Raw genomic sequence first — 16,957 nt, forward strand, 5'->3', positions numbered from 1 at the left:
ATGAGCTACCCTGCCCCCTCTCGTCGTTTTGGCCAACAATCGGTCCGTGCCTACGCTCAAGTCGGCCTGGAAACTGAAGTCCTAAGCGCCAGCCCCGAACACTTGATTACCCTCTTGTTCAACGGTGCACGCACCGCCATGTTGCAGGCGCGCCTGCACATGGAGCAGGGCAATATTGCCGGGCGGGGGCAGTCTTTATCGAAGGCTATTGATATTGTCGATAGCGGCTTGAAAATGGCGATCGATACCGAAAAGGGCGGAGAGCTGGCCCGCAATCTGGTCGCTACCTATGACCTGATTTTGCACAATCTGATGTTGGCCAACCTTCGCAATGACGCGGAAAAGCTGACGCTGGCCGAGCGTTTGCTGACCGATATTGCCGATGCCTGGCGCAGCAATGTTGATACCCAACGTGCCAAGCAGCCAGCTTGACTCCGGGGCTCGCAGGACAGGCTCTGTTCCTGACCTGCACCTCCAACCTCCTTTGCGCCTTTAGCGCCTGGTACGAACATGAGCGATACCTCTAACCCGATCGTCGATCAATATCAAATTATCGCCAGCATCACCCGTCACATGCTGGAGCTTGCCCAAACGGCTCGCTGGGAGGATGTGTTTGAACAATCCGAACACTATCAACTCGCCGTGGAAAAGCTCAAGAACATGGAAGACCTGTCTGTTACTGAAAAACAGGCACGCCGTCAATTGCTGACCCAAATTCTGGAGGACGATGCCCAGATCCGTCATCTGGCCACTCCCGAACTGGGCCGCCTGGGTGCACTGCTGGGCAATATGAAGCGCCAGCAAACTGTGTTGCAAGCGTATTACAGCCCTAGCGTTCACCCATGAGCATAGGCGGCCCCTCCCCTTTGGGGACGCTGCTTATTCAACGGCTTGATGCCGTTCTGGGTATCAGCACTGGACAGCAAAGCAATATCGCCACGGGCGCCCGGCCGGACGCCATCAGCCAGACACCGGGCAGCCAACGCGCCGAGCGCGCCGAAAACCAAACGGCTCGTGATCAACGCCAAAGCGTAGATCAAGCCCGCGCCCACACCCAGGGTCGCGATAGCCGGAATATCCGCACACAAAGCGGTCAAACCTCGACCGACCCGGCTCTGAATGCACGAGGCCCCAATACGGCCACCACCAGCTCGGCGCCCACAACGCTGGGGCGCACCGCCCAACTGATTCTGTCCTTGCTGGAGCGCTTCCCGGATCGAGCTCCTGCTATCCAGGGACGACAGGCCCTGCTGCCTGGCCGCCCCACCATGCAAACGGACGGCAATGAATCCACGCGCCCGGGTGGCGACAGCCAGGCGGGTACGCGCTCAGGCACAGCACAAAATACTGCCAGCACAATTGCGACTCCGGCGCAACAGCGACTGCCCTTGCCCGGCGGCACCGCAACAGGTGGAGCAAATACAGGCTCTGCCAGTGCCGCGAATGCAGGCAGCAGCGCCGCTGGAACAGGAGCACCTGCGGGAATGCCTGGCGCAGGCACTGCGGCCACTGGCGCAACAGCCCATGGCGCACTGCCCACCAGCAGCACCGCCGCCCTTGCCCAGCATTTCACCCAAGCCTTGCCGCAGGCCCTGCAACAAAGCGGGTTGTTCTACGAGTCTCATCTTAGTGATCTGCACTTTGGGCAACGCAGCGTTGGCGAATTACAGCAAGAGCCGCAAAACCTGAATCGCCCTGCGGCCGAAACACATACCAGCACAAGCCAGAGTCCTCAGACCCAGGCCAGCAACCAGGACCCGGCCAATAGCCTGCTGGTGCGTCAGCAACTGGATACGCTGGCCCACCAGAACCTGCAATGGCAAGGACAGGCCTGGCCGGATGCCGACATGAACTGGACGGTGCAACGACACGAGGCTCAGTCGGACGATGAAACCGAACACTGGTCCAGCACCCTGCAACTGGATCTGCCCACGCTGGGCCCAATCACCTTGCGGCTCAACCTCCTGAACCAGCAATTGCTGGTCCATATTCAGGCCGATCAATCCGCCCCTTATCTGGACGAGAACAGCCTGCCCTTGCGCGAACGTCTGCAAGACCAGGGCCTGATCCTGAGCCAATTGCAGATTGAAGCCGACCCGACCCTGCCGCAGGACCAGCCCGATGAGCCATGATTCTCCCACCCCTCGCCCCCAGGCTCTGGCTTTACGCTACGCCCCCAAGGACGGTGCACCACGAGTGGTCGCCAAAGGCTACGGAACCTTGGCCGAAAAAATTGTCGAGACCGCCCGCGAGCACGGTCTGTACGTACACGAGTCCCCCGAACTGGTCAGCCTGCTGATGCAGGTAGACCTGGACCGTCATATCCCCCCTCAGCTCTATCAAGCCGTGGCTGAATTGCTGGCCTGGCTCTACGCCCTGGAACAAGGCCATCCCCAGGCCACACAAGCCTTGCAGGCTTTGCACGACGCCCCAAAAACTTGAGCCTGCTATTTATAAGGGCTGAAAAGCCCCTGTTTTTGGGCTTAGATACCCTGCTTAGCCTCGCGTTCTAAACGTTACATTAAGCACGGCAAGCTGCCCGCACCTGTGCGCGTGGCCCATCCTGACTTTCTGGCAAGCGAATATGTCGATTTCCAATCTCTCCAGCATTGAAAACCTTTTGGCCCAGATGCGCGCAGTTGCGCAAGCGGCCGGGGCTTCCAGTTCTGTGTCCTCCTCGGCCAGCAGCGCCGCTCCCGGTGGTTTTGCCGCCGAGCTGGCCCGCTCTTTGAACCGGGTTTCCCAGGCGCAGAATGAGGCCAATGCCCAGGCTCAGGCCTTTGAAATGGGCGAGCCCGGAATTTCCTTGAACGACGTGATGATTGACCTGCAAAAAGCCAGCGTTGGCTTTCAGGCCACCGTCCAGGTACGCAACCGCTTAGTGGCCGCCTACCAAGAAATTGCCAGTATGCCGGTATAAGCGCCTGATTCTTTCATGCCCGCCGCCCTTTCCTTAATGCTGCCTGAGCACGTCCTGATTTGAACTCCCCTGATTCCATGCAGAACCCTGCCTCTGCCTCACCCATGAGTCAGACAGCACAGTTGCTGAACAAACTTCCTGGCTACGACACACTGCGCGCCTTGCCCAAGGTAGCGCTGATCGGGCTGGGTGCCGCACTGATTGCTCTGATTGTCGCCCTCTTGCTGTGGAGCCGCGGCCCTACCTACCAGGTACTGTTCTCCAATCTGGACGACCGCGATGGCGGTGCGATTGTCTCGGCCCTGGGCCAGATGAACGTGCCCTACCAGTTCAACAGCAACGGTACCGCCATTTTGGTGCCGCAAGATCGTGTGCATGATGTGCGCATGCAAATGGCCTCGCAAGGCTTGCCGCGCAGTGGCAATGCCGGTTTCGAGCTGCTGGATCAAAGTCGCTTTGGCGCCAGCCAGTTCACCGAGCAAGTCACCTATCAGCGCGCCCTGGAAGGCGAGCTGGCCAATTCCATCAAGGCCGTGCATGCCGTCAAGGAAGCGCGCGTTCACCTGGCCATGCCGCGTGAAACCTTGTTTGTACGTGACCGCCAGTCTCCGACCGCTTCGGTAGTGCTGTCGCTGTATCCGGGCCGCGACCTGAGCGAAGGCCAGGTTTCCGCCATCAGCTGGCTGATCTCCTCCAGCGTGCCCAATCTGCAAGCCGACAAGGTGTCCATCATTGACCAGAATGGCCGCTTGCTAACCGCCCCCACTGGCGAGATGGGTGCTGATAATCAGCAGCGCAATTTTGTAAACGATATTGAATACCGAGCCGTCCAGCGCATCCTGACCTTGCTGAACCCCTTGGTCGGTGCTGGCAACGTCCGCGCCCAGGTGACGGCTGAAGTGGACTTTTCGCGCCGCGAGCAGACGTCCGAGGTCTACAAGCCCAATCAGCAACCCGGTCAGGCCGCGGTACGCAGCCAGCAGACCAGCTCTTCCTTGCAACGCAACCCGCAGCAGCCCCAGGGCGTGCCCGGTGCCTTGAGCAATCAGGCTCCCAACAATGCCACCGCCAATCTGGTCAACCCGCCTGCTGCGCCAAATCAGCCCCAAGCCCCGGCTGCTCCGGCAACTGAGCCGGCCAATGCCGCCGCACAAACCGCCAACGCCGCAAACGCTGCAGCGGCCGGTACAGACCCTTCACTGGTGTCCCTGGCCGAACAGGCCCGCTTGCTGCAAAACACCGGCAATGCGCGTAACGACTCCACCGTGAACTACGAAGTGGATCGCACCATCAGCCACGTCAAAGGTCCTTTGGGTCAGCTAAGCCGCCTGTCGGTAGCCGTGGTGGTGAACTATCGCAATACGGACAAGGACCAACAGCCGCTGGAGCAGGAAGAACTGGACAAGATCCGCGATCTGGTCAAACAAGCCGTCGGTTACTCGGCTGATCGAGGCGATAGCCTGAGCGTGGTGAACGGACAGTTCAACGAACAAGGCGATATTGATACCCCCTTCTGGAAAAATCCGGAGTACCGCGAGCTCGCTATGGAACTGGTCAAGTATCTGGTCTTTGCATTCATTCTGTTCATGGCATGGCGCATCGTCATCAACCCCATCATCCAGGGCCTGATCCAGGCCAAGGCGGTGGCTGACGCCCGCGTCGAGCGCCAGAAAGAAGAATCTGCTCGCGAACAGGCTGCTGAACAACGTGCCGCCGAAATGAGCCGCTACGAAGAGAATCTGAACACCGCCCGCACGATGGCTCACGATGACCCACGTGCCGTGGCTATGGTGTTGCGCTCCTGGTTAAACAAAGATGAAAAAAATGAAAACGGCTAAACCGGACGATTCCATCGAACGCAGTGCGATTTTGATGATGTCCTTGGGGGAAGATGCCGCCGCCGAGGTGTTTCGCCACCTCTCGCCTCGTGAGGTGCAGCAGCTCAGTACCGCCATGGCGTCCCTGAAGCAACTGACCCGTGCCGATATGGACGCGGCTCTGGAGAGCTTTCGCCAGGAGGCCGACCAGTTCATGGCGGTGGCACTGGACTCCAACGCCTATATCCGCTCCGTACTGAACAAGGCGCTGGGCTCGGACCGAGCCGCTGGCCTGATCGAAGACTTGCTGGAAAACAGCGAAGGCTCCAGCAGCGGTATTGATGCCCTGAACTGGCTGGATGCCTCCAGCGTGGCCGAGCTGATTGCCGACGAACACCCCCAAATTATTGCCACCATTCTGGTGCATCTGGAGCGTGATCGCGCCGCCGACATTCTGGGCTACATACCGGATCGTTTGCGCGATGATGTGGTCCTTCGTATTGCTACTTTTGGCGGCGTGCAGCCCACGGCCCTGAACGAGCTGACCGAAGTGTTGAACGGCATGCTATCGGGCCAGGGTGCCAAACGCAGCAAGATGGGTGGTCCACGCACGGCAGCCGAGATGCTGAACTACATGAACGCCAGCCTGGAAGAGTCCGTCCTGACCAGTCTGCGCGGCATGGACGCCGACCTGACCCAGCGCATCGTGGACGAGATGTTCGTGTTCGAGAACCTGGCCGATGTGGAAGACATTGCCATTCAGCTGCTGCTCAAGGAAATCGAGACCTCTGCATTGACGATTGCCCTGAAAGGCGCGCCCGAAGAGTTGCGCGACAAGTTCTTCCGCAATATGTCCAACCGTGCTGCCGAAATGCTGCGCGAAGACATCGACGCCCAAGGCCCGATCCGCATGTCCAAGGTGGAACAGGAACAGAAAGCCATTGTGCAGGTGGCCCGTCGCCTGGCCGAAGCCGGTCAGATTACGCTGGGTGGCCTGAGTGGGGACGAGTATGTCTAAGACGGCCTCGTTTGGGCAGCTCCTGCCCGTCCAAGCCGTTATTCGCTTGTGCCCAGGCACGAACCGCCTGCGCGGGAGCCTGTAAATGTCCAGCCACCGTAAAGCCTCGGCCTACTCGGAACTTCAGGAAAGCTGGAGCCGCTGGCAAATGCAGGGGCTGGATGATCCTGTCGTCGCCCCGGAACCGGAAGAGCCCGAGTTCGTCCCTCCTACCCCGGAAGAACTGCAGCGCGATCTGGAAAACCAGCGCAGCCAGGCGCAGGAAGAAGGCCATACCCAGGGCTATCAGGCCGGTTACAACCAGGGCCATGCTGCTGGTCTGGCAGCAGGCCAGGAAAGTGGCCATGCCCAAGGCTATGAAGCCGGAATGGCGGCTGGAATGGCCAAGGCACAAGAACAGATTGACCAGTACATCAAGGAATTTGTCGCCTTGAACCAGAACTGCGCCCAGTCCATTGAACTGATGGATCAGGAAATGGGCCAATCCCTGATTCAGCTGGCGACACGTATTGCCGAGCATGTATTGCAAAGCACCATCAAGGCCGAACCCAGCCGCATCCGCGATCTGGTTGCCGAAGTACTGCGTAGTGATCCAGGCGATACCAGCGCCCTGGAACTGAGCTTGCACCCGGACGACATCAGCCTGGTGCGTGAGTTTCTGATTGAACAAGGCGAGCCCCGCGCCTGGCGTCTGCAAGAAGACCCCCAACTGCAACGCGGTGAATGTCGTGTGCGCTCCAGCTACGGCGATATTGACGCCACCTTTGCCACTCGCTGGAAACGCGCCCTGGCCAGCCTGGGCTTGCCCGTCTCTTCGGAGCCCTGATGGCAACGCCCCTTTTGGCCTCCTCCCCCGAACGCTGGCGCGCCCAGATGCTGTCGGCACAGCAACGGGTCCAGGCCATTGAGCCCTGCTTGCGCAGTGGCCGCGTTGTCCGCGCCACGGGTTTAGTGCTGGAAGCTACAGGTTTGAAGCTGGCTGTAGGAGCCGCTTGTAAAGTGGAATTGTCTGCCGCGCAAAACATCTGGGCCGAAGCCGAGGTTGTAGGGTTTGAAGGCAGATCCTTGTATTTGATGCCCTTGAGCGAAATTTCCGGCCTGCCTCCCGGTGCACGTGTTGTACCGGTTGAAGCTCAATTGCAGCCGCCGGTTCCGCTGCCCGACTCCGATCAACCGGACAGCCTGCCCGCCCAGGCGCGTTCGCGCCATGTCCCGGTCGGCCCCGGCCTGCTGGGTCGCGTGGTCGATGGCAGCGGCAATCCGCTGGACGGTTTGGGCCCGATCGACGCGCAAGCGTGCGTCTCGCTCAGCCACACCACACCCAACCCACTGAAGCGCAGTCCCATCGACACGGTTCTGGACGTAGGAGTACGTGCCATCAACGGTTTGCTGACCGTAGGCCGTGGTCAGCGCATGGGCCTGTTTGCCGGTTCCGGTGTGGGTAAAAGTGTGCTGCTGGGCATGATGGCCCGCTACACCCAGGCCGACATCATTGTCGTAGGCCTGATCGGTGAACGGGGCCGGGAAGTTAAAGAATTTATTGAGCACAACCTGGGCGAAGAGGGCCTGCAACGCTCGGTTGTTGTCGCTGCTCCGGCTGATGTCTCGCCCTTGCTGCGTCTACAAGGCGCGGTGTACGCCACCCGACTGGCCGAGTTTTTCCGCGATGAAGGCAAGAACGTCTTGCTGATCATGGATTCGCTGACGCGTTATGCCATGGCTCAGCGCGAAATCGCCTTGGCAATTGGCGAGCCGCCCGCCACCAAGGGCTACCCTCCTTCCGTTTTTGCCAAGCTGCCGGCCCTGGTGGAGCGCGCCGGCAATGGCGAACCCAATGCACAAGGCCGTTGCGGCTCGATCACCGCGTTCTACACCGTGCTGACCGAGGGCGACGACCAGCAAGACCCGATTGCCGACTCGGCCCGGGCGATTCTGGACGGTCACATTGTGCTGTCGCGCAGTCTGGCGGAAACCGGCCATTACCCGGCCATTGATATCGAAGCGTCCATCTCGCGGGTCATGCCCAGCATTGTGGAGCCAGAACAGATCAAGATGGTGCACCGCTTCAAGGGCCTGCTCTCCAGCTATCAACGCAACCGCGACCTGATTGCCGTGGGCGCCTATACCCGTGGCAATGATCCTGCCATTGATCAGGCCATTGATCGTTTCCCCTGGCTGGAGGCCTATCTGCGCCAGGGCATGCAGCAACGTGTGGACGTGCCACGCGCCTTCGATGAATTGAACGCCGTTCTCAATAGCGAGCAATAGCCATGAAAGCCAACGCTTCTTTACATACGCTGGTCGATCTCAGTCAGAACAATGTGGACGACGCGGCCCGCCATCTGCAGGAGCTGCGAACAGAACGCGATGCGGCCCAGTCGCAGCTGGAAATGTTGCAGACCTATCGCCAGGACTACGCCCAGCGCCTGCTGGATGTGGGCCAAACTGGGGTAACCATGGCGAACTACCACAATTTCCGGCGCTTTATCGTGACATTGGACCAGGCCATTTCCCAGCAAAATAGTGTCATCCAAGCGCTGGAAGAGAAAATGGAACAGGGACGCCAGGTCTGGTATGGCCATCAGCAGCGCCTGAAAGCGTATGAAACCTTGATCGACCGCCGTCTCCAGACCCAGCAAGTCCAGCAACAAAGAATGGAACAACGTAACAGCGATGAAATCGCTGCTCGTCTCTTTACTCGTAGCCAGACCGCCTATTAAACAAGCGCCGCCATGACTTCGCCCACTCTTTCGGTTTTACCTGCGGCCCCTGCCGCACCCTCGGCCCCCGTCACTAACACGGCCGGGCCTGCGGCTGCGCATGCGCCCAAAGACGAAGGCTTTGCCCAGCATCTGCAAACCCAACAGCAGCAGGTGCAACACAAAGGGGCTGGCAAGACACCAGCAGCCGCCAAGCAGGACAGCACCAAAACCCAGGTTCCCGCCGACAGCCCCAAGCTGGCTGACGCCGTGGCCGAACAGGCTGGTGCCAGCGAGCTGGACCCCTTGATCAAAGACCCGGCCCTGCTGATTGCCGATCAGAGCGATCTGGAACTTGACACTGATGCCCCGGCCGATAGCGGCCTGCCTGCCATGGCCTTGTCGATTCTTTCGCAAGTACAGGCCATCAAGAGCAGCAAGGCCGACCCAAAAAGTGCCCAAACCGATAGCAAACTGCCACTGAGCGCTCTCAACACACGCCAGAATCTGGCCGCCGAGCCAAGTAGCCGTCAAGCTCAGACCGCGCCATTGAACGCTGTTGAAGCAGAAGCCAAGCTTGATCTGAGCGCCGAACTGGTCTTGCCTAAAGCCGTTGAAACCAGCAATCCGCTGGCCGCCACCACTACTCGCAAATCAGCGGTGAACACAGCACAAGTACTGAACAACAACCCGCCAGGCACTGGCATCGACGCTAATGTGCCCTCATCCCAGTCACGTTTGATGGATGAAGCGTCGGCTTCCTTGGCTAGCTTTGGACGACAAATTGCTGACGATGCCCGTGCCGGCGTGAATCTGAACCTGCCCGCTCTGGATGCTTCCCTGCTAGCCCAACTTGGCGCCGCACCCAGCGCAGTCCAGGCCAACAGCCCGGCCGCCTTGCCCAGCCCCCTGACGCTGGCCATTGCCACGCCGGTCCAGTCCCCCGAATGGGGGGCGGCCATGGGTCGTCAAATGATTACCTTGGCCCAACAGGCTCAAGGCGGCGTTCAAAGCGCCGACATTCGTCTGGACCCACCCGAACTGGGCCCCTTGCGCATTACCTTGCAAATGCAAGATGGCATGGCCCACGCCATGATCACCTCGCCCCATGCTCAAGTCCGCCACGCCCTGGAACAATCCTTGCAGCAGCTGCAACAGCAGTTTGCAGAAAACGGGCTGACCTTGGGACAGGCTGACGTAGGCGACCAGCACGCCTCGCACCAGGCCTTTCACGAGCAACTGGCCGCCAAGGGCAATCAAGGCGATCAACCCGCCTTCAGCCTGAACGGCGTGGCTTCCGCTGACGAAAGCAGCCCCTTGGTGAACAGCAGCGCCACACGCTCGCTGAACCCCGACGCGCTGGTTGATACCTTCGCCTGATTCACAGTCCCACAGACAGCCCGGCAAAAAGCATGATTAAGCTCGAAAAGCAGCGTCTATTCGCCGGGCCTGTCCTGTCTGACCTCCGGCACAATAGCTCAGGCATGCAGTCAGGCTCAGGCCCGACATGCGTTTGTCTGTTTGTAATACGCTAGAAAATACATCGCTCACATCACATGGCCCGAAAAGCACCCACCAAACTTGCACGCCTGATGAAAACCGGTCTGCTGGTTCTGTTTATTATCGCCGCTAGCGTGGGCGCAACGTTGTACTACTCCCTGCAACAAAGCAGCACGCCTGCCTGGTTGGCCTGGGCAGAAAAAGGCCAATCAGTTGAAGCGGCCCCTGCCCCGGACGAACCGCCGGTGGTCAAGGTCAATGCCAAACCCATTTTTGCGCCGCTGGACCCCTTTACCGTCACCCTGAACGAGAATGGCCGCTCGCGCATCTTGTACGTGGGCATCACCTTGCGTGTCCAGGACGATGGTTCGCGCTCCATGCTGGTGGAGTACATGCCCATGGTGCGTGATCGCGTGCTCAAGATTCTGGCTGAACAGCGCCCCACCTACATCCAGACCTCCGAAGGGCGTCAAGCCCTGGTTGCACAGCTGAGCGCCGGCCTGAAAGAGCCCTACGCGCCCAACACTGCTGTACCGAACATCAATGATGTCCTGTTCACCGCCTTTGTCATCCAATAAATGTCGTATCAGAGCTTCCTATCCCAAGACGAAGTCGATGCACTGCTGGCCGGTGTTACCGGCGAAGGCGCTGACACCAAGCCCTTGAACGAAAACCTGACTGGCGTACGGGCCTATGACCTGACCTCGCCAGACCGGGTAGTGCGTCACCGCATGCAGACCCTGGAGCTGATCAACGAGCGCTTTGCCCGTCGTTTGCGCTCAACCATGCTCAGCTTCATGCGCCGCAACGCAGACATCACCGTCGGTTCCATTCGTATTCAAAAGTACTCGGATTTCGAGCGCAACCTGCCCGTGCCCAGCAACCTGAACATGGTTGCCTTAAAGCCCTTGCGGGGCGTGTCGCTGTTTACCTTCGACCCGAACCTGGTCTTCCTGATTATCGACAGCCTGTTTGGTGGCCATGGCCGCTACAACACCCGCGTCGAAGGCCGGGACTTCACCACGACCGAGCAGCGCATCATCCAGCGTTTGCTGACCCTGACGCTGGAGAGCTACTGCGGTGCCTGGGAGTCCATCTACCCGCTGGAAGCGGAGTACATGCGCTCGGAGATGCATACCAAGTTTGCCAGCATCAGCAGCAGCAATGACATCGTGGTGGTGACCTCTTTCAATATTGAATTTGGTGCCCAGGGTGGCAATCTGAATATCTGCCTGCCCTACTCCATGATCGAGCCGCTGCGCGATCTGCTGACCCGCCCCTTGCAGGACAAAGGCACCAACGATATCGACCAGCGCTGGACCCAGCAATTGTCACGACAAGTGCGCAGCGCCGAAGTTGAACTGATTGCCAACTTCGTCAATATAGACATGACCATTGCCGAGCTGACCCAGTTAAAGGCCAATGATGTCTTGCCAATTGAAATCCCCACTCTTATTGAAGCCCACGTGGATGGCGTGCCGGTTCTGGAATGCCGCTACGGCACCTCCGGTGGCCGCTACTCCTTGCGGGTAGAAAACATCTTGGCCACCAACGACAGCGATTTGACTAAAGGTAAGTCCCTATGAGCGACCCTCACAACCCTAACGACCGGTCTGCGCCCGAGGACGACTGGGCAGCCGCGATGGCTGAGCAACAGGCTGGCAGCCAAAGCAGCACCCAAGCCCAAGGACTGGAACAGCCCCTGGAGGATGACTGGGCCTCGGCACTGGCCGAGCAAAGCGCGGCCACGCCTGTGCACGAACCCAGCCCTGCCAGCAATCTGTTCCCGCCCATGGAGCACGCCGAAGCGAACGCCACCACCGATATCGACATGATTATGGACATCCCGGTCCAGCTGTCGGTGGAGCTGGGTCGCACACGTCTGACCATCAAGAACATTCTGCAACTGGGCCAGGGCTCCGTGGTGGAGCTGGACGGTCTGGCTGGCGAACCGCTGGATATTTACGTGAACGGCTACCTGATCGCCCAAGGCGAAGTGGTCGTGGTAGACGATAAATACGGTATTCGCGTCACCGACATCGTGACTCCATCGGATCGTATCCAACGCCTGAACGGCCGCCGCTAGAACATGGAACAAGCCCAGCTCGTCAGAATCATGCTCAGCCTGCTGCTGGTTGTAGGCCTGATTCTGGCGGCAGCCTGGGTTGCCCGCCGAGGCGGGCTGCTGAAAAACAAAAACCAGCAACGCATCAAGATTCTGGACAATCAACGCCTGGGGCCGCGCAGCAGCGTGGCCTTGGTCCAGATTGATGACCGCGAAATTCTGATTGGCATCACCCCTCAGCAGATCAGCCTGCTGCACACCACAACGCCCGCTAGCTCCGAGCCGGACTTCCAGGCCCATCTGGACCAGCACCGTGCGCCCCGCTGACCGCATCATGACCGCACTCTTCTCTCCCACCCAGCGCATCGGCCTGATGCTGCTTCTGGCCCTGATCAGCCTGCTCCTGCCTTCCGAGGCCTGGGCCCAGGCTGTTCCGGCCATTACCAGCACAGCAGGCCCGAACGGCTCGCAAACCTGGTCACTCAGCATCCAGACACTGGCCATGCTGACCATGATGTCCTTCCTGCCAGCGGCCTTGCTGATGATGACCGGCTTTACCCGCGTCATCATCGTGCTGGGGCTGCTGCGCAATGCAATGGGAACAGGTACGGCGCCGCCCAACACCGTGCTGGTAGGCCTGGCCCTGTTTCTGACTTTCTTTGTGATGTCACCGGTGTTTGATCAGGTGTATCAGGACGCCTACAAGCCCTTGTCGGAAAACAAGATCAGCTTTGAAACCGCGCTGGAGCAAGGTGCCCAACCCCTGAAAACCTTCATGCTGCACCAGACCCGCGAAGCGGACTTGAAGCTGTTTGGCGATATGGCGGGCGTGGCAGAACTGGAATCCCCGGAAGATGTCCCCTTGCGCGTACTGGTGCCGGCTTTTGTAACCAGCGAGCTGAAAACCGCCTTCCAGATCGGCTTTACGATTTTTATCCCCTTTCTGATCATTGACCTGGTGATTGCCAGCGTCCTGATGTCCCTGGGGATGATGATGGTCCCACCCGTGACTATCTCGCTGCCCTTCAAGCTCATGCTGTTTGTGCTGGCCGATGGCTGGCATCTGCTGCTGGGTTCCCTCGCCCGCAGCTTCTACCAATAAAGGACTGTCATGACTCCCGAAACCGTCATGTCCATGACCTATACCGCCCTGAAACTGGCCCTGTCCATGGCCGGTCCCATGTTGATCGTGGTGCTGGTGGTCGGTCTGGGCATCAGTATTTTCCAGGCAGCCACCCAGATCAACGAGATGACGCTGTCTTTCATCCCCAAGCTACTGGCCATGGGCATTACGGTGGTGCTGCTGGGCCCCTGGTTGATCAACAATATGGTCGACTACATGCAGGGCCTGTTGCGTGGCATTCCCGGGCTGGTCAACTAAGACTGACCAGCGCGACAAGGAGCCTTCCGTGAGTACGCAAATCCGTGACTGGCAAAGTGCAATGCCTTGCCCACTGAACAGGCCCTAGGCTTGCCGTGCTCGACCTGAACTCCGCCCAGCTCTATGCCTGGCTCAATGCTTTCCTGTGGCCCTTCATCCGTATTCTGGCCACTCTGGCCACGGTCCCCTTTTTCAGCGAATCGGCCATCCCCAAGCGGGCCAAAGTGGGTCTGGGCTTTGTCCTGACCCTGATTGTCGCGCCCTCGCTACCGCCTCTACCCGATCTGCCTACGGCCTCTTACGAGGCCCTGCTGATTGCCGCGCAGCAAGTGTTCATCGGTGTCGCGTTGGGTCTGACCATGCGCATCGTGTTTGCAGCGGTACAGACAGCGGGCGAGTTTATCGGCCTGCAAATGGGCCTGTCTTTTGCCTCATTCTTTGACCCCGCTACCGGCGCGAATACCGCCGTGCTGTCGCGGCTGCTGAACGTGATTGCGGTGCTGACCTTTCTGGCCCTGAACGGCCACCTGCTCTTGCTGGGTGTGCTGGTGCGCACCTTCCATGTGCTGCCCATCGGCGTGGACCTGCACATCAATGGCTGGGGTGCCTTGCTTGATTGGAGCAGCGAATTGTGGGTATCAGGCATGTTGCTGGCCCTGCCACTGATTATTGTGCTGCTGACCATTAACCTGGCCTTCGGGATCTTGAACCGTACCGCCCAGCAATTGACGATTTTTGCTGTGGGTTTCCCAATTACGCTGACAGTCGGCCTGACCTTGCTGACCGTGGTCATTCCTCAGACTACGCCCTTCCTGACCCAGCTATTCAACTCCGGCTACGAAGCCATGATGCGGGTCGCGCTGGGACTGGCAGGCTCTTAAAACGCGTGCGCCTGCCGCTGCTTGTGCGATTGCATCAAGCGCCGAGCCTGGCCTATGGTCAGGACGCCTTTTTGCTTGGCGCGCCCAATCAGTAATTGCATCAACTGTGCACTGACCAGGGCGTCTCCCAAAGCATCATGGCGGTCACTTACCGGCAGGCCACAATATTTCAGGCAATCGTCCAGGCCCAGACGACGACCACGCCAGTCGGGCAATATACACGCAGCCAGTTCAGCCAAATCCAGAGCCAAAGGCCGGGCCTGCTCCAGGCCCGCCTTCGGCCAGGCACGGTCCAGAAACGCCAGATCAAAGTCGGCATCCCAGGCGACCCATACCGTATTTTCGGAATAGCGGGCAAAGTCCCGCATCAGCAGGGGTAGTGGCTCGCCTTCTTCCTGTTGTTGCGGGCTGATCTCATGAATCAATAAGCTATCAGGGCTGCGCTCGCCCTGAGTGCGAACCAGACCGGACCAGATATTGCCCAGGGCAATCGAACCATTTTCCAAGCGGACCGCACCCATCTGAACGATATGGTGGCGCTTGGGCTCCAGACCACTGGTTTCCAGATCCAGCACAGTAAAGGCCGCTTCGTCCAAAGCCAGTTCGTCCACCCCGCTCCAGGACAAGGAGGGACTGCGTGCGGCAAAAGAGGATTTACGCCAAGGAAGCCAGGAAAGCAGTTTCATAAGCGATACCGGAAAGCCAGAATACGTTGGGCACGGCGCACTTGCGACAAGGCTTCACGCAAGACACGTGCATCCAGTGCACCTAACGTACTTAAACGCACCAGATTGTTGGGCTCCTGCCCCTGCTGCAACTGGGTTTGATGATGTTGCAAGCGCAGCAATTGCAAATAGCGGTAGGCCTCGCGCAGGCCCTCTGACTCCTCGTCTGTGAAGACACCGCGCTGAGTCAGCACGGCCAGCCTGTCCATGGACGAGGCCAGTTCGCAACCATGCGCCAGGGCCAGCACACGCAGCACATCCACCATCGGTGCCAAGGCCTGTTTCTTGATGTCCAGCTTGTCATCGCCCTGCCCCATCAGCGCTTCCAGACGACTGCGCTTTTTACCACTGGGAATGCGGGTCTGACAGGTACTTTGAGCCAGCATGCGCTGGAACACAGGGTTATCGTTCACCATGCCCAGTACCCGGCGCTGCATGCGTTGCAGCATACTGCTCTGGCCCCAGATGGCGCGGCAATCAAAGTAAATCGTGGACTCCAGCAATTGCTCGGGCGCAGGCCGTTCAATCATGATCTGGAAACGATGCAGCCATTCGGCTTCAGACAGGCAGAGGTCAGGATTGCTGGCCATGACATTGCCGGTGCACCAGGCCATCCCGCAGCGGTCCAGGGCCTCGTTCACCCGACGCGCAAAAGGCAGGAGCAGGGCGCGATGGGCTTGGGCCTGTTCGGGCGAATGGGCGGCAAATAAAATGCCATTGTCCTGATCGGTATGACGGGTTTGCTCGCCACGGGCCTGACTACCAAAAGCCAGCCAGCAGAACTCGATGCCATCCAGCCCGGAGCCGGGCAAGCTCAATTCAATCGTGCGCTGAACCGTGTGATCATTCAAACGCGTAATCACCGCAGTCAGCTGTTCAGAACGCGCACCGTGAGCCAGCATGGCATCCACCAGCCGACCAATATCGGACTGCAGACGCACCAGCACGGACACGTCCTGAGCACAGCGCAAGGCACGCGACAAATGCACCAGATCCACGCGCTGCAAGGAGAACACATCGCGCTCGGACACCATGCCCACGACTTTATGGTCTTGAACCAGGCAGATATGGCCAATCTGATGCTCTACCATCAGCAAAGCTGCATCAAAGGCCGAGGATTGGGGAGCCAGCCAGACCGGGTCCGGTGTCATGACTTGAGACATGGCCTGGGTCGGATCGTATTGACCACCGGCTACCAAACGGCGCAAGTCTCGCAAGGTGAAGATGCCCAGCAAATGCTGGTCCGGATTGACCACCACCATGCTGCTGACCTGACGCTCGTGCATATCCTTGACCGCCTGCTCGACCGGACAATCCGGCAAACAGCTAAGCAAACCGCGTTCTGTCAGGGCTTGCAGACTCATGTCCAGCGTGTAGCTGGCACCCAGGTCGGCGCTGGCACTTTTCTGGGCACTGCGCCAGACCGAGGCCAGCAGGCTGCTGGTACCACGCAAGCAGTAATCCCGAAAAGGCTCGCTGATGGTCAGCAGATGGGCAACGGCTTCACCAGCCACGCACAAGGTAAAGCAGTCTTCCTGTACCAGGTAATCACTGCCCAGAGCCTGACCCGAAACCAGTTCACGCACGGGCAGAAGATCCCCTTCCACATACTCGTGAGTTTCCCCGTGTTCCTGGCTGGAGATCTGACCTTGGCGAACAAGGTAGAGCTGGTCAACACGCGCGCCTTCTTCCAACAGCACCTGTCCGGCTGAAAAAAACCGTAGCTCGCTATGCTCGATCAGGTAATCGCAGTGCTGCGCCTGCATCTGATCGAAAGGCGGGTAAGCAATCAACCAGGCCAAGATGCCGGGCGCCTTTTGGCGCACCGCCGTCTTGGCCACGGATTCACCGGGAATCGCGAAGGACATGGGCGTCTCTGCTGGCTATAGGCAAAGAATTATTGTGCCATGCAGCATGGCCCTCGCGGACCCTGTTTTTCTAGGGGATTTCA

General features: G+C 59.2%; 20 protein-coding genes. 18 read left to right on the forward strand and 2 right to left on the reverse strand.

What is annotated here, in order from left to right; all coding sequences use genetic code 11:
• The 18 genes from fliS (at position 1) to fliR (ending at position 14,281) form a co-directional block, all read left to right on the forward strand.
• Positions 1 to 432 (forward strand): flagellar export chaperone FliS, encoded by a 432-nt coding sequence (fliS, locus tag N879_RS05575; RefSeq protein WP_009458060.1) that lies wholly within the window; start codon positions 1 to 3, stop codon positions 430 to 432.
• Positions 433 to 510: 78 nt separating this feature from the next.
• Positions 511 to 846 carry a flagellar protein FliT gene (locus N879_RS05580; protein WP_021446816.1) on the forward strand — a complete coding sequence of 112 codons (336 nt, stop codon included), beginning with the start codon at positions 511 to 513 and terminating at the stop codon, positions 844 to 846.
• A complete protein-coding gene (locus N879_RS05585) occupies positions 843 to 2,132 on the forward strand; it encodes a flagellar hook-length control protein FliK (RefSeq protein WP_021446817.1) in 1,290 nt (429 codons plus the stop codon). The genes N879_RS05580 and N879_RS05585 overlap by 4 nt, the downstream gene beginning before the upstream one ends.
• On the forward strand, positions 2,122 to 2,442 hold the full coding sequence (locus N879_RS05590) for an EscU/YscU/HrcU family type III secretion system export apparatus switch protein (protein WP_021446818.1): 321 nt from the start codon (positions 2,122 to 2,124) through the stop codon (positions 2,440 to 2,442). Before N879_RS05585 ends, N879_RS05590 begins: the two co-directional genes overlap by 11 nt.
• Before the next feature lie 142 nt (positions 2,443 to 2,584).
• Positions 2,585 to 2,920, forward strand: a complete 336-nt coding sequence (gene fliE / locus N879_RS05595) for a flagellar hook-basal body complex protein FliE (RefSeq protein ID WP_009458068.1) — start codon at positions 2,585 to 2,587, stop codon at positions 2,918 to 2,920.
• A 104-nt stretch (positions 2,921 to 3,024) separates the two neighbouring features.
• On the forward strand, positions 3,025 to 4,758 hold the full coding sequence (fliF, locus tag N879_RS05600) for a flagellar basal-body MS-ring/collar protein FliF (RefSeq protein ID WP_009458070.1): 1,734 nt from the start codon (positions 3,025 to 3,027) through the stop codon (positions 4,756 to 4,758).
• Complete coding sequence (fliG, locus tag N879_RS05605; protein ID WP_009458072.1) at positions 4,745 to 5,755, forward strand: flagellar motor switch protein FliG; 1,011 nt, start codon at positions 4,745 to 4,747, stop codon at positions 5,753 to 5,755. Before fliF ends, fliG begins: the two co-directional genes overlap by 14 nt.
• 85 nt (positions 5,756 to 5,840) lie before the next feature.
• Positions 5,841 to 6,581 carry a flagellar assembly protein FliH gene (gene fliH / locus N879_RS05610; RefSeq protein WP_021446819.1) on the forward strand — a complete coding sequence of 247 codons (741 nt, stop codon included), beginning with the start codon at positions 5,841 to 5,843 and terminating at the stop codon, positions 6,579 to 6,581.
• Positions 6,581 to 8,023: a flagellar protein export ATPase FliI gene (gene fliI, locus N879_RS05615; protein WP_021446820.1), complete on the forward strand. Its 1,443-nt coding sequence runs from the start codon at positions 6,581 to 6,583 to the stop codon at positions 8,021 to 8,023. The genes fliH and fliI overlap by 1 nt, the downstream gene beginning before the upstream one ends.
• Positions 8,024 to 8,025: 2 nt before the next feature.
• On the forward strand, positions 8,026 to 8,475 hold the full coding sequence (fliJ, locus tag N879_RS05620) for a flagellar export protein FliJ (protein ID WP_009458076.1): 450 nt from the start codon (positions 8,026 to 8,028) through the stop codon (positions 8,473 to 8,475).
• A gap of 12 nt (positions 8,476 to 8,487) precedes the next feature.
• The gene (locus N879_RS05625) at positions 8,488 to 9,834 is read left to right on the forward strand and encodes a flagellar hook-length control protein FliK (RefSeq protein ID WP_021446821.1); all 1,347 of its coding nucleotides are present in this window, start codon (positions 8,488 to 8,490) and stop codon (positions 9,832 to 9,834) included.
• 212 nt (positions 9,835 to 10,046) lie between these two features.
• On the forward strand, positions 10,047 to 10,532 hold the full coding sequence (locus tag N879_RS05630; RefSeq protein ID WP_226349333.1) for a flagellar basal body-associated FliL family protein: 486 nt from the start codon (positions 10,047 to 10,049) through the stop codon (positions 10,530 to 10,532).
• Positions 10,533 to 11,540, forward strand: coding sequence for a flagellar motor switch protein FliM (fliM, locus tag N879_RS05635; RefSeq protein ID WP_009458081.1), 1,008 nt, complete (start codon positions 10,533 to 10,535; stop codon positions 11,538 to 11,540).
• The gene (fliN, locus tag N879_RS05640; protein WP_009458083.1) at positions 11,537 to 12,040 is read left to right on the forward strand and encodes a flagellar motor switch protein FliN; all 504 of its coding nucleotides are present in this window, start codon (positions 11,537 to 11,539) and stop codon (positions 12,038 to 12,040) included. The genes fliM and fliN overlap by 4 nt, the downstream gene beginning before the upstream one ends.
• A 3-nt stretch (positions 12,041 to 12,043) precedes the next feature.
• A complete protein-coding gene (fliO, locus tag N879_RS05645; protein ID WP_235484243.1) occupies positions 12,044 to 12,346 on the forward strand; it encodes a flagellar biosynthetic protein FliO in 303 nt (100 codons plus the stop codon).
• 7 nt (positions 12,347 to 12,353) lie between these two features.
• On the forward strand, positions 12,354 to 13,121 hold the full coding sequence (gene fliP, locus N879_RS05650) for a flagellar type III secretion system pore protein FliP (protein WP_039941844.1): 768 nt from the start codon (positions 12,354 to 12,356) through the stop codon (positions 13,119 to 13,121).
• 9 nt (positions 13,122 to 13,130) lie between these two features.
• Positions 13,131 to 13,400, forward strand: coding sequence for a flagellar biosynthesis protein FliQ (fliQ, locus tag N879_RS05655; protein WP_003804652.1), 270 nt, complete (start codon positions 13,131 to 13,133; stop codon positions 13,398 to 13,400).
• A 95-nt stretch (positions 13,401 to 13,495) separates the two neighbouring features.
• Entirely contained in the window at positions 13,496 to 14,281 is a 786-nt protein-coding gene (fliR, locus tag N879_RS05660; protein WP_021446822.1) for a flagellar biosynthetic protein FliR, read from the forward strand.
• Here fliR and N879_RS05665 read toward each other — a convergent pair.
• Positions 14,278 to 14,967 carry a 3'-5' exonuclease gene (locus N879_RS05665; protein WP_021446823.1) on the reverse strand — a complete coding sequence of 230 codons (690 nt, stop codon included), beginning with the start codon at positions 14,965 to 14,967 and terminating at the stop codon, positions 14,278 to 14,280. The two genes, fliR and N879_RS05665, sit on opposite strands and share 4 nt — an antisense overlap.
• On the reverse strand, positions 14,964 to 16,874 hold the full coding sequence (locus N879_RS05670; RefSeq protein WP_009458094.1) for a DUF294 nucleotidyltransferase-like domain-containing protein: 1,911 nt from the start codon (positions 16,872 to 16,874) through the stop codon (positions 14,964 to 14,966). The genes N879_RS05665 and N879_RS05670 overlap by 4 nt, the downstream gene beginning before the upstream one ends.
• Positions 16,875 to 16,957 lie beyond the last annotated feature (83 nt).

Source organism: Alcaligenes sp. EGD-AK7, from assembly GCF_000465875.3.
Classification (GTDB): domain Bacteria; phylum Pseudomonadota; class Gammaproteobacteria; order Burkholderiales; family Burkholderiaceae_B; genus Alcaligenes; species Alcaligenes phenolicus.

Bases quoted from the DNA above. Each gene is read 5' to 3' on its own strand.
- N879_RS05580 (WP_021446816.1), top strand. From the start codon at position 511: ATGAGCGATACCTCTAACCCGATCGTCGATCAATATCAAATTATCGCC.
- fliF (WP_009458070.1), top strand. From the start codon at position 3,025: ATGAGTCAGACAGCACAGTTGCTGAACAAACTTCCTGGCTACGACACA.
- N879_RS05670 (WP_009458094.1), bottom strand. From the start codon at position 16,874: ATGTCCTTCGCGATTCCCGGTGAATCCGTGGCCAAGACGGCGGTGCGC.
- fliI (WP_021446820.1), top strand. From the start codon at position 6,581: ATGGCAACGCCCCTTTTGGCCTCCTCCCCCGAACGCTGGCGCGCCCAG.
- fliQ (WP_003804652.1), top strand. From the start codon at position 13,131: ATGACTCCCGAAACCGTCATGTCCATGACCTATACCGCCCTGAAACTG.
- fliN (WP_009458083.1), top strand. From the start codon at position 11,537: ATGAGCGACCCTCACAACCCTAACGACCGGTCTGCGCCCGAGGACGAC.
- N879_RS05665 (WP_021446823.1), bottom strand. From the start codon at position 14,967: ATGAAACTGCTTTCCTGGCTTCCTTGGCGTAAATCCTCTTTTGCCGCA.
- N879_RS05630 (WP_226349333.1), top strand. From the start codon at position 10,047: ATGAAAACCGGTCTGCTGGTTCTGTTTATTATCGCCGCTAGCGTGGGC.
- fliP (WP_039941844.1), top strand. From the start codon at position 12,354: ATGACCGCACTCTTCTCTCCCACCCAGCGCATCGGCCTGATGCTGCTT.
- fliH (WP_021446819.1), top strand. From the start codon at position 5,841: ATGTCCAGCCACCGTAAAGCCTCGGCCTACTCGGAACTTCAGGAAAGC.
- N879_RS05625 (WP_021446821.1), top strand. From the start codon at position 8,488: ATGACTTCGCCCACTCTTTCGGTTTTACCTGCGGCCCCTGCCGCACCC.
- fliM (WP_009458081.1), top strand. From the start codon at position 10,533: ATGTCGTATCAGAGCTTCCTATCCCAAGACGAAGTCGATGCACTGCTG.
- N879_RS05585 (WP_021446817.1), top strand. From the start codon at position 843: ATGAGCATAGGCGGCCCCTCCCCTTTGGGGACGCTGCTTATTCAACGG.
- fliO (WP_235484243.1), top strand. From the start codon at position 12,044: ATGGAACAAGCCCAGCTCGTCAGAATCATGCTCAGCCTGCTGCTGGTT.
- fliG (WP_009458072.1), top strand. From the start codon at position 4,745: ATGAAAACGGCTAAACCGGACGATTCCATCGAACGCAGTGCGATTTTG.
- fliE (WP_009458068.1), top strand. From the start codon at position 2,585: ATGTCGATTTCCAATCTCTCCAGCATTGAAAACCTTTTGGCCCAGATG.
- fliJ (WP_009458076.1), top strand. From the start codon at position 8,026: ATGAAAGCCAACGCTTCTTTACATACGCTGGTCGATCTCAGTCAGAAC.
- fliS (WP_009458060.1), top strand. From the start codon at position 1: ATGAGCTACCCTGCCCCCTCTCGTCGTTTTGGCCAACAATCGGTCCGT.
- N879_RS05590 (WP_021446818.1), top strand. From the start codon at position 2,122: ATGAGCCATGATTCTCCCACCCCTCGCCCCCAGGCTCTGGCTTTACGC.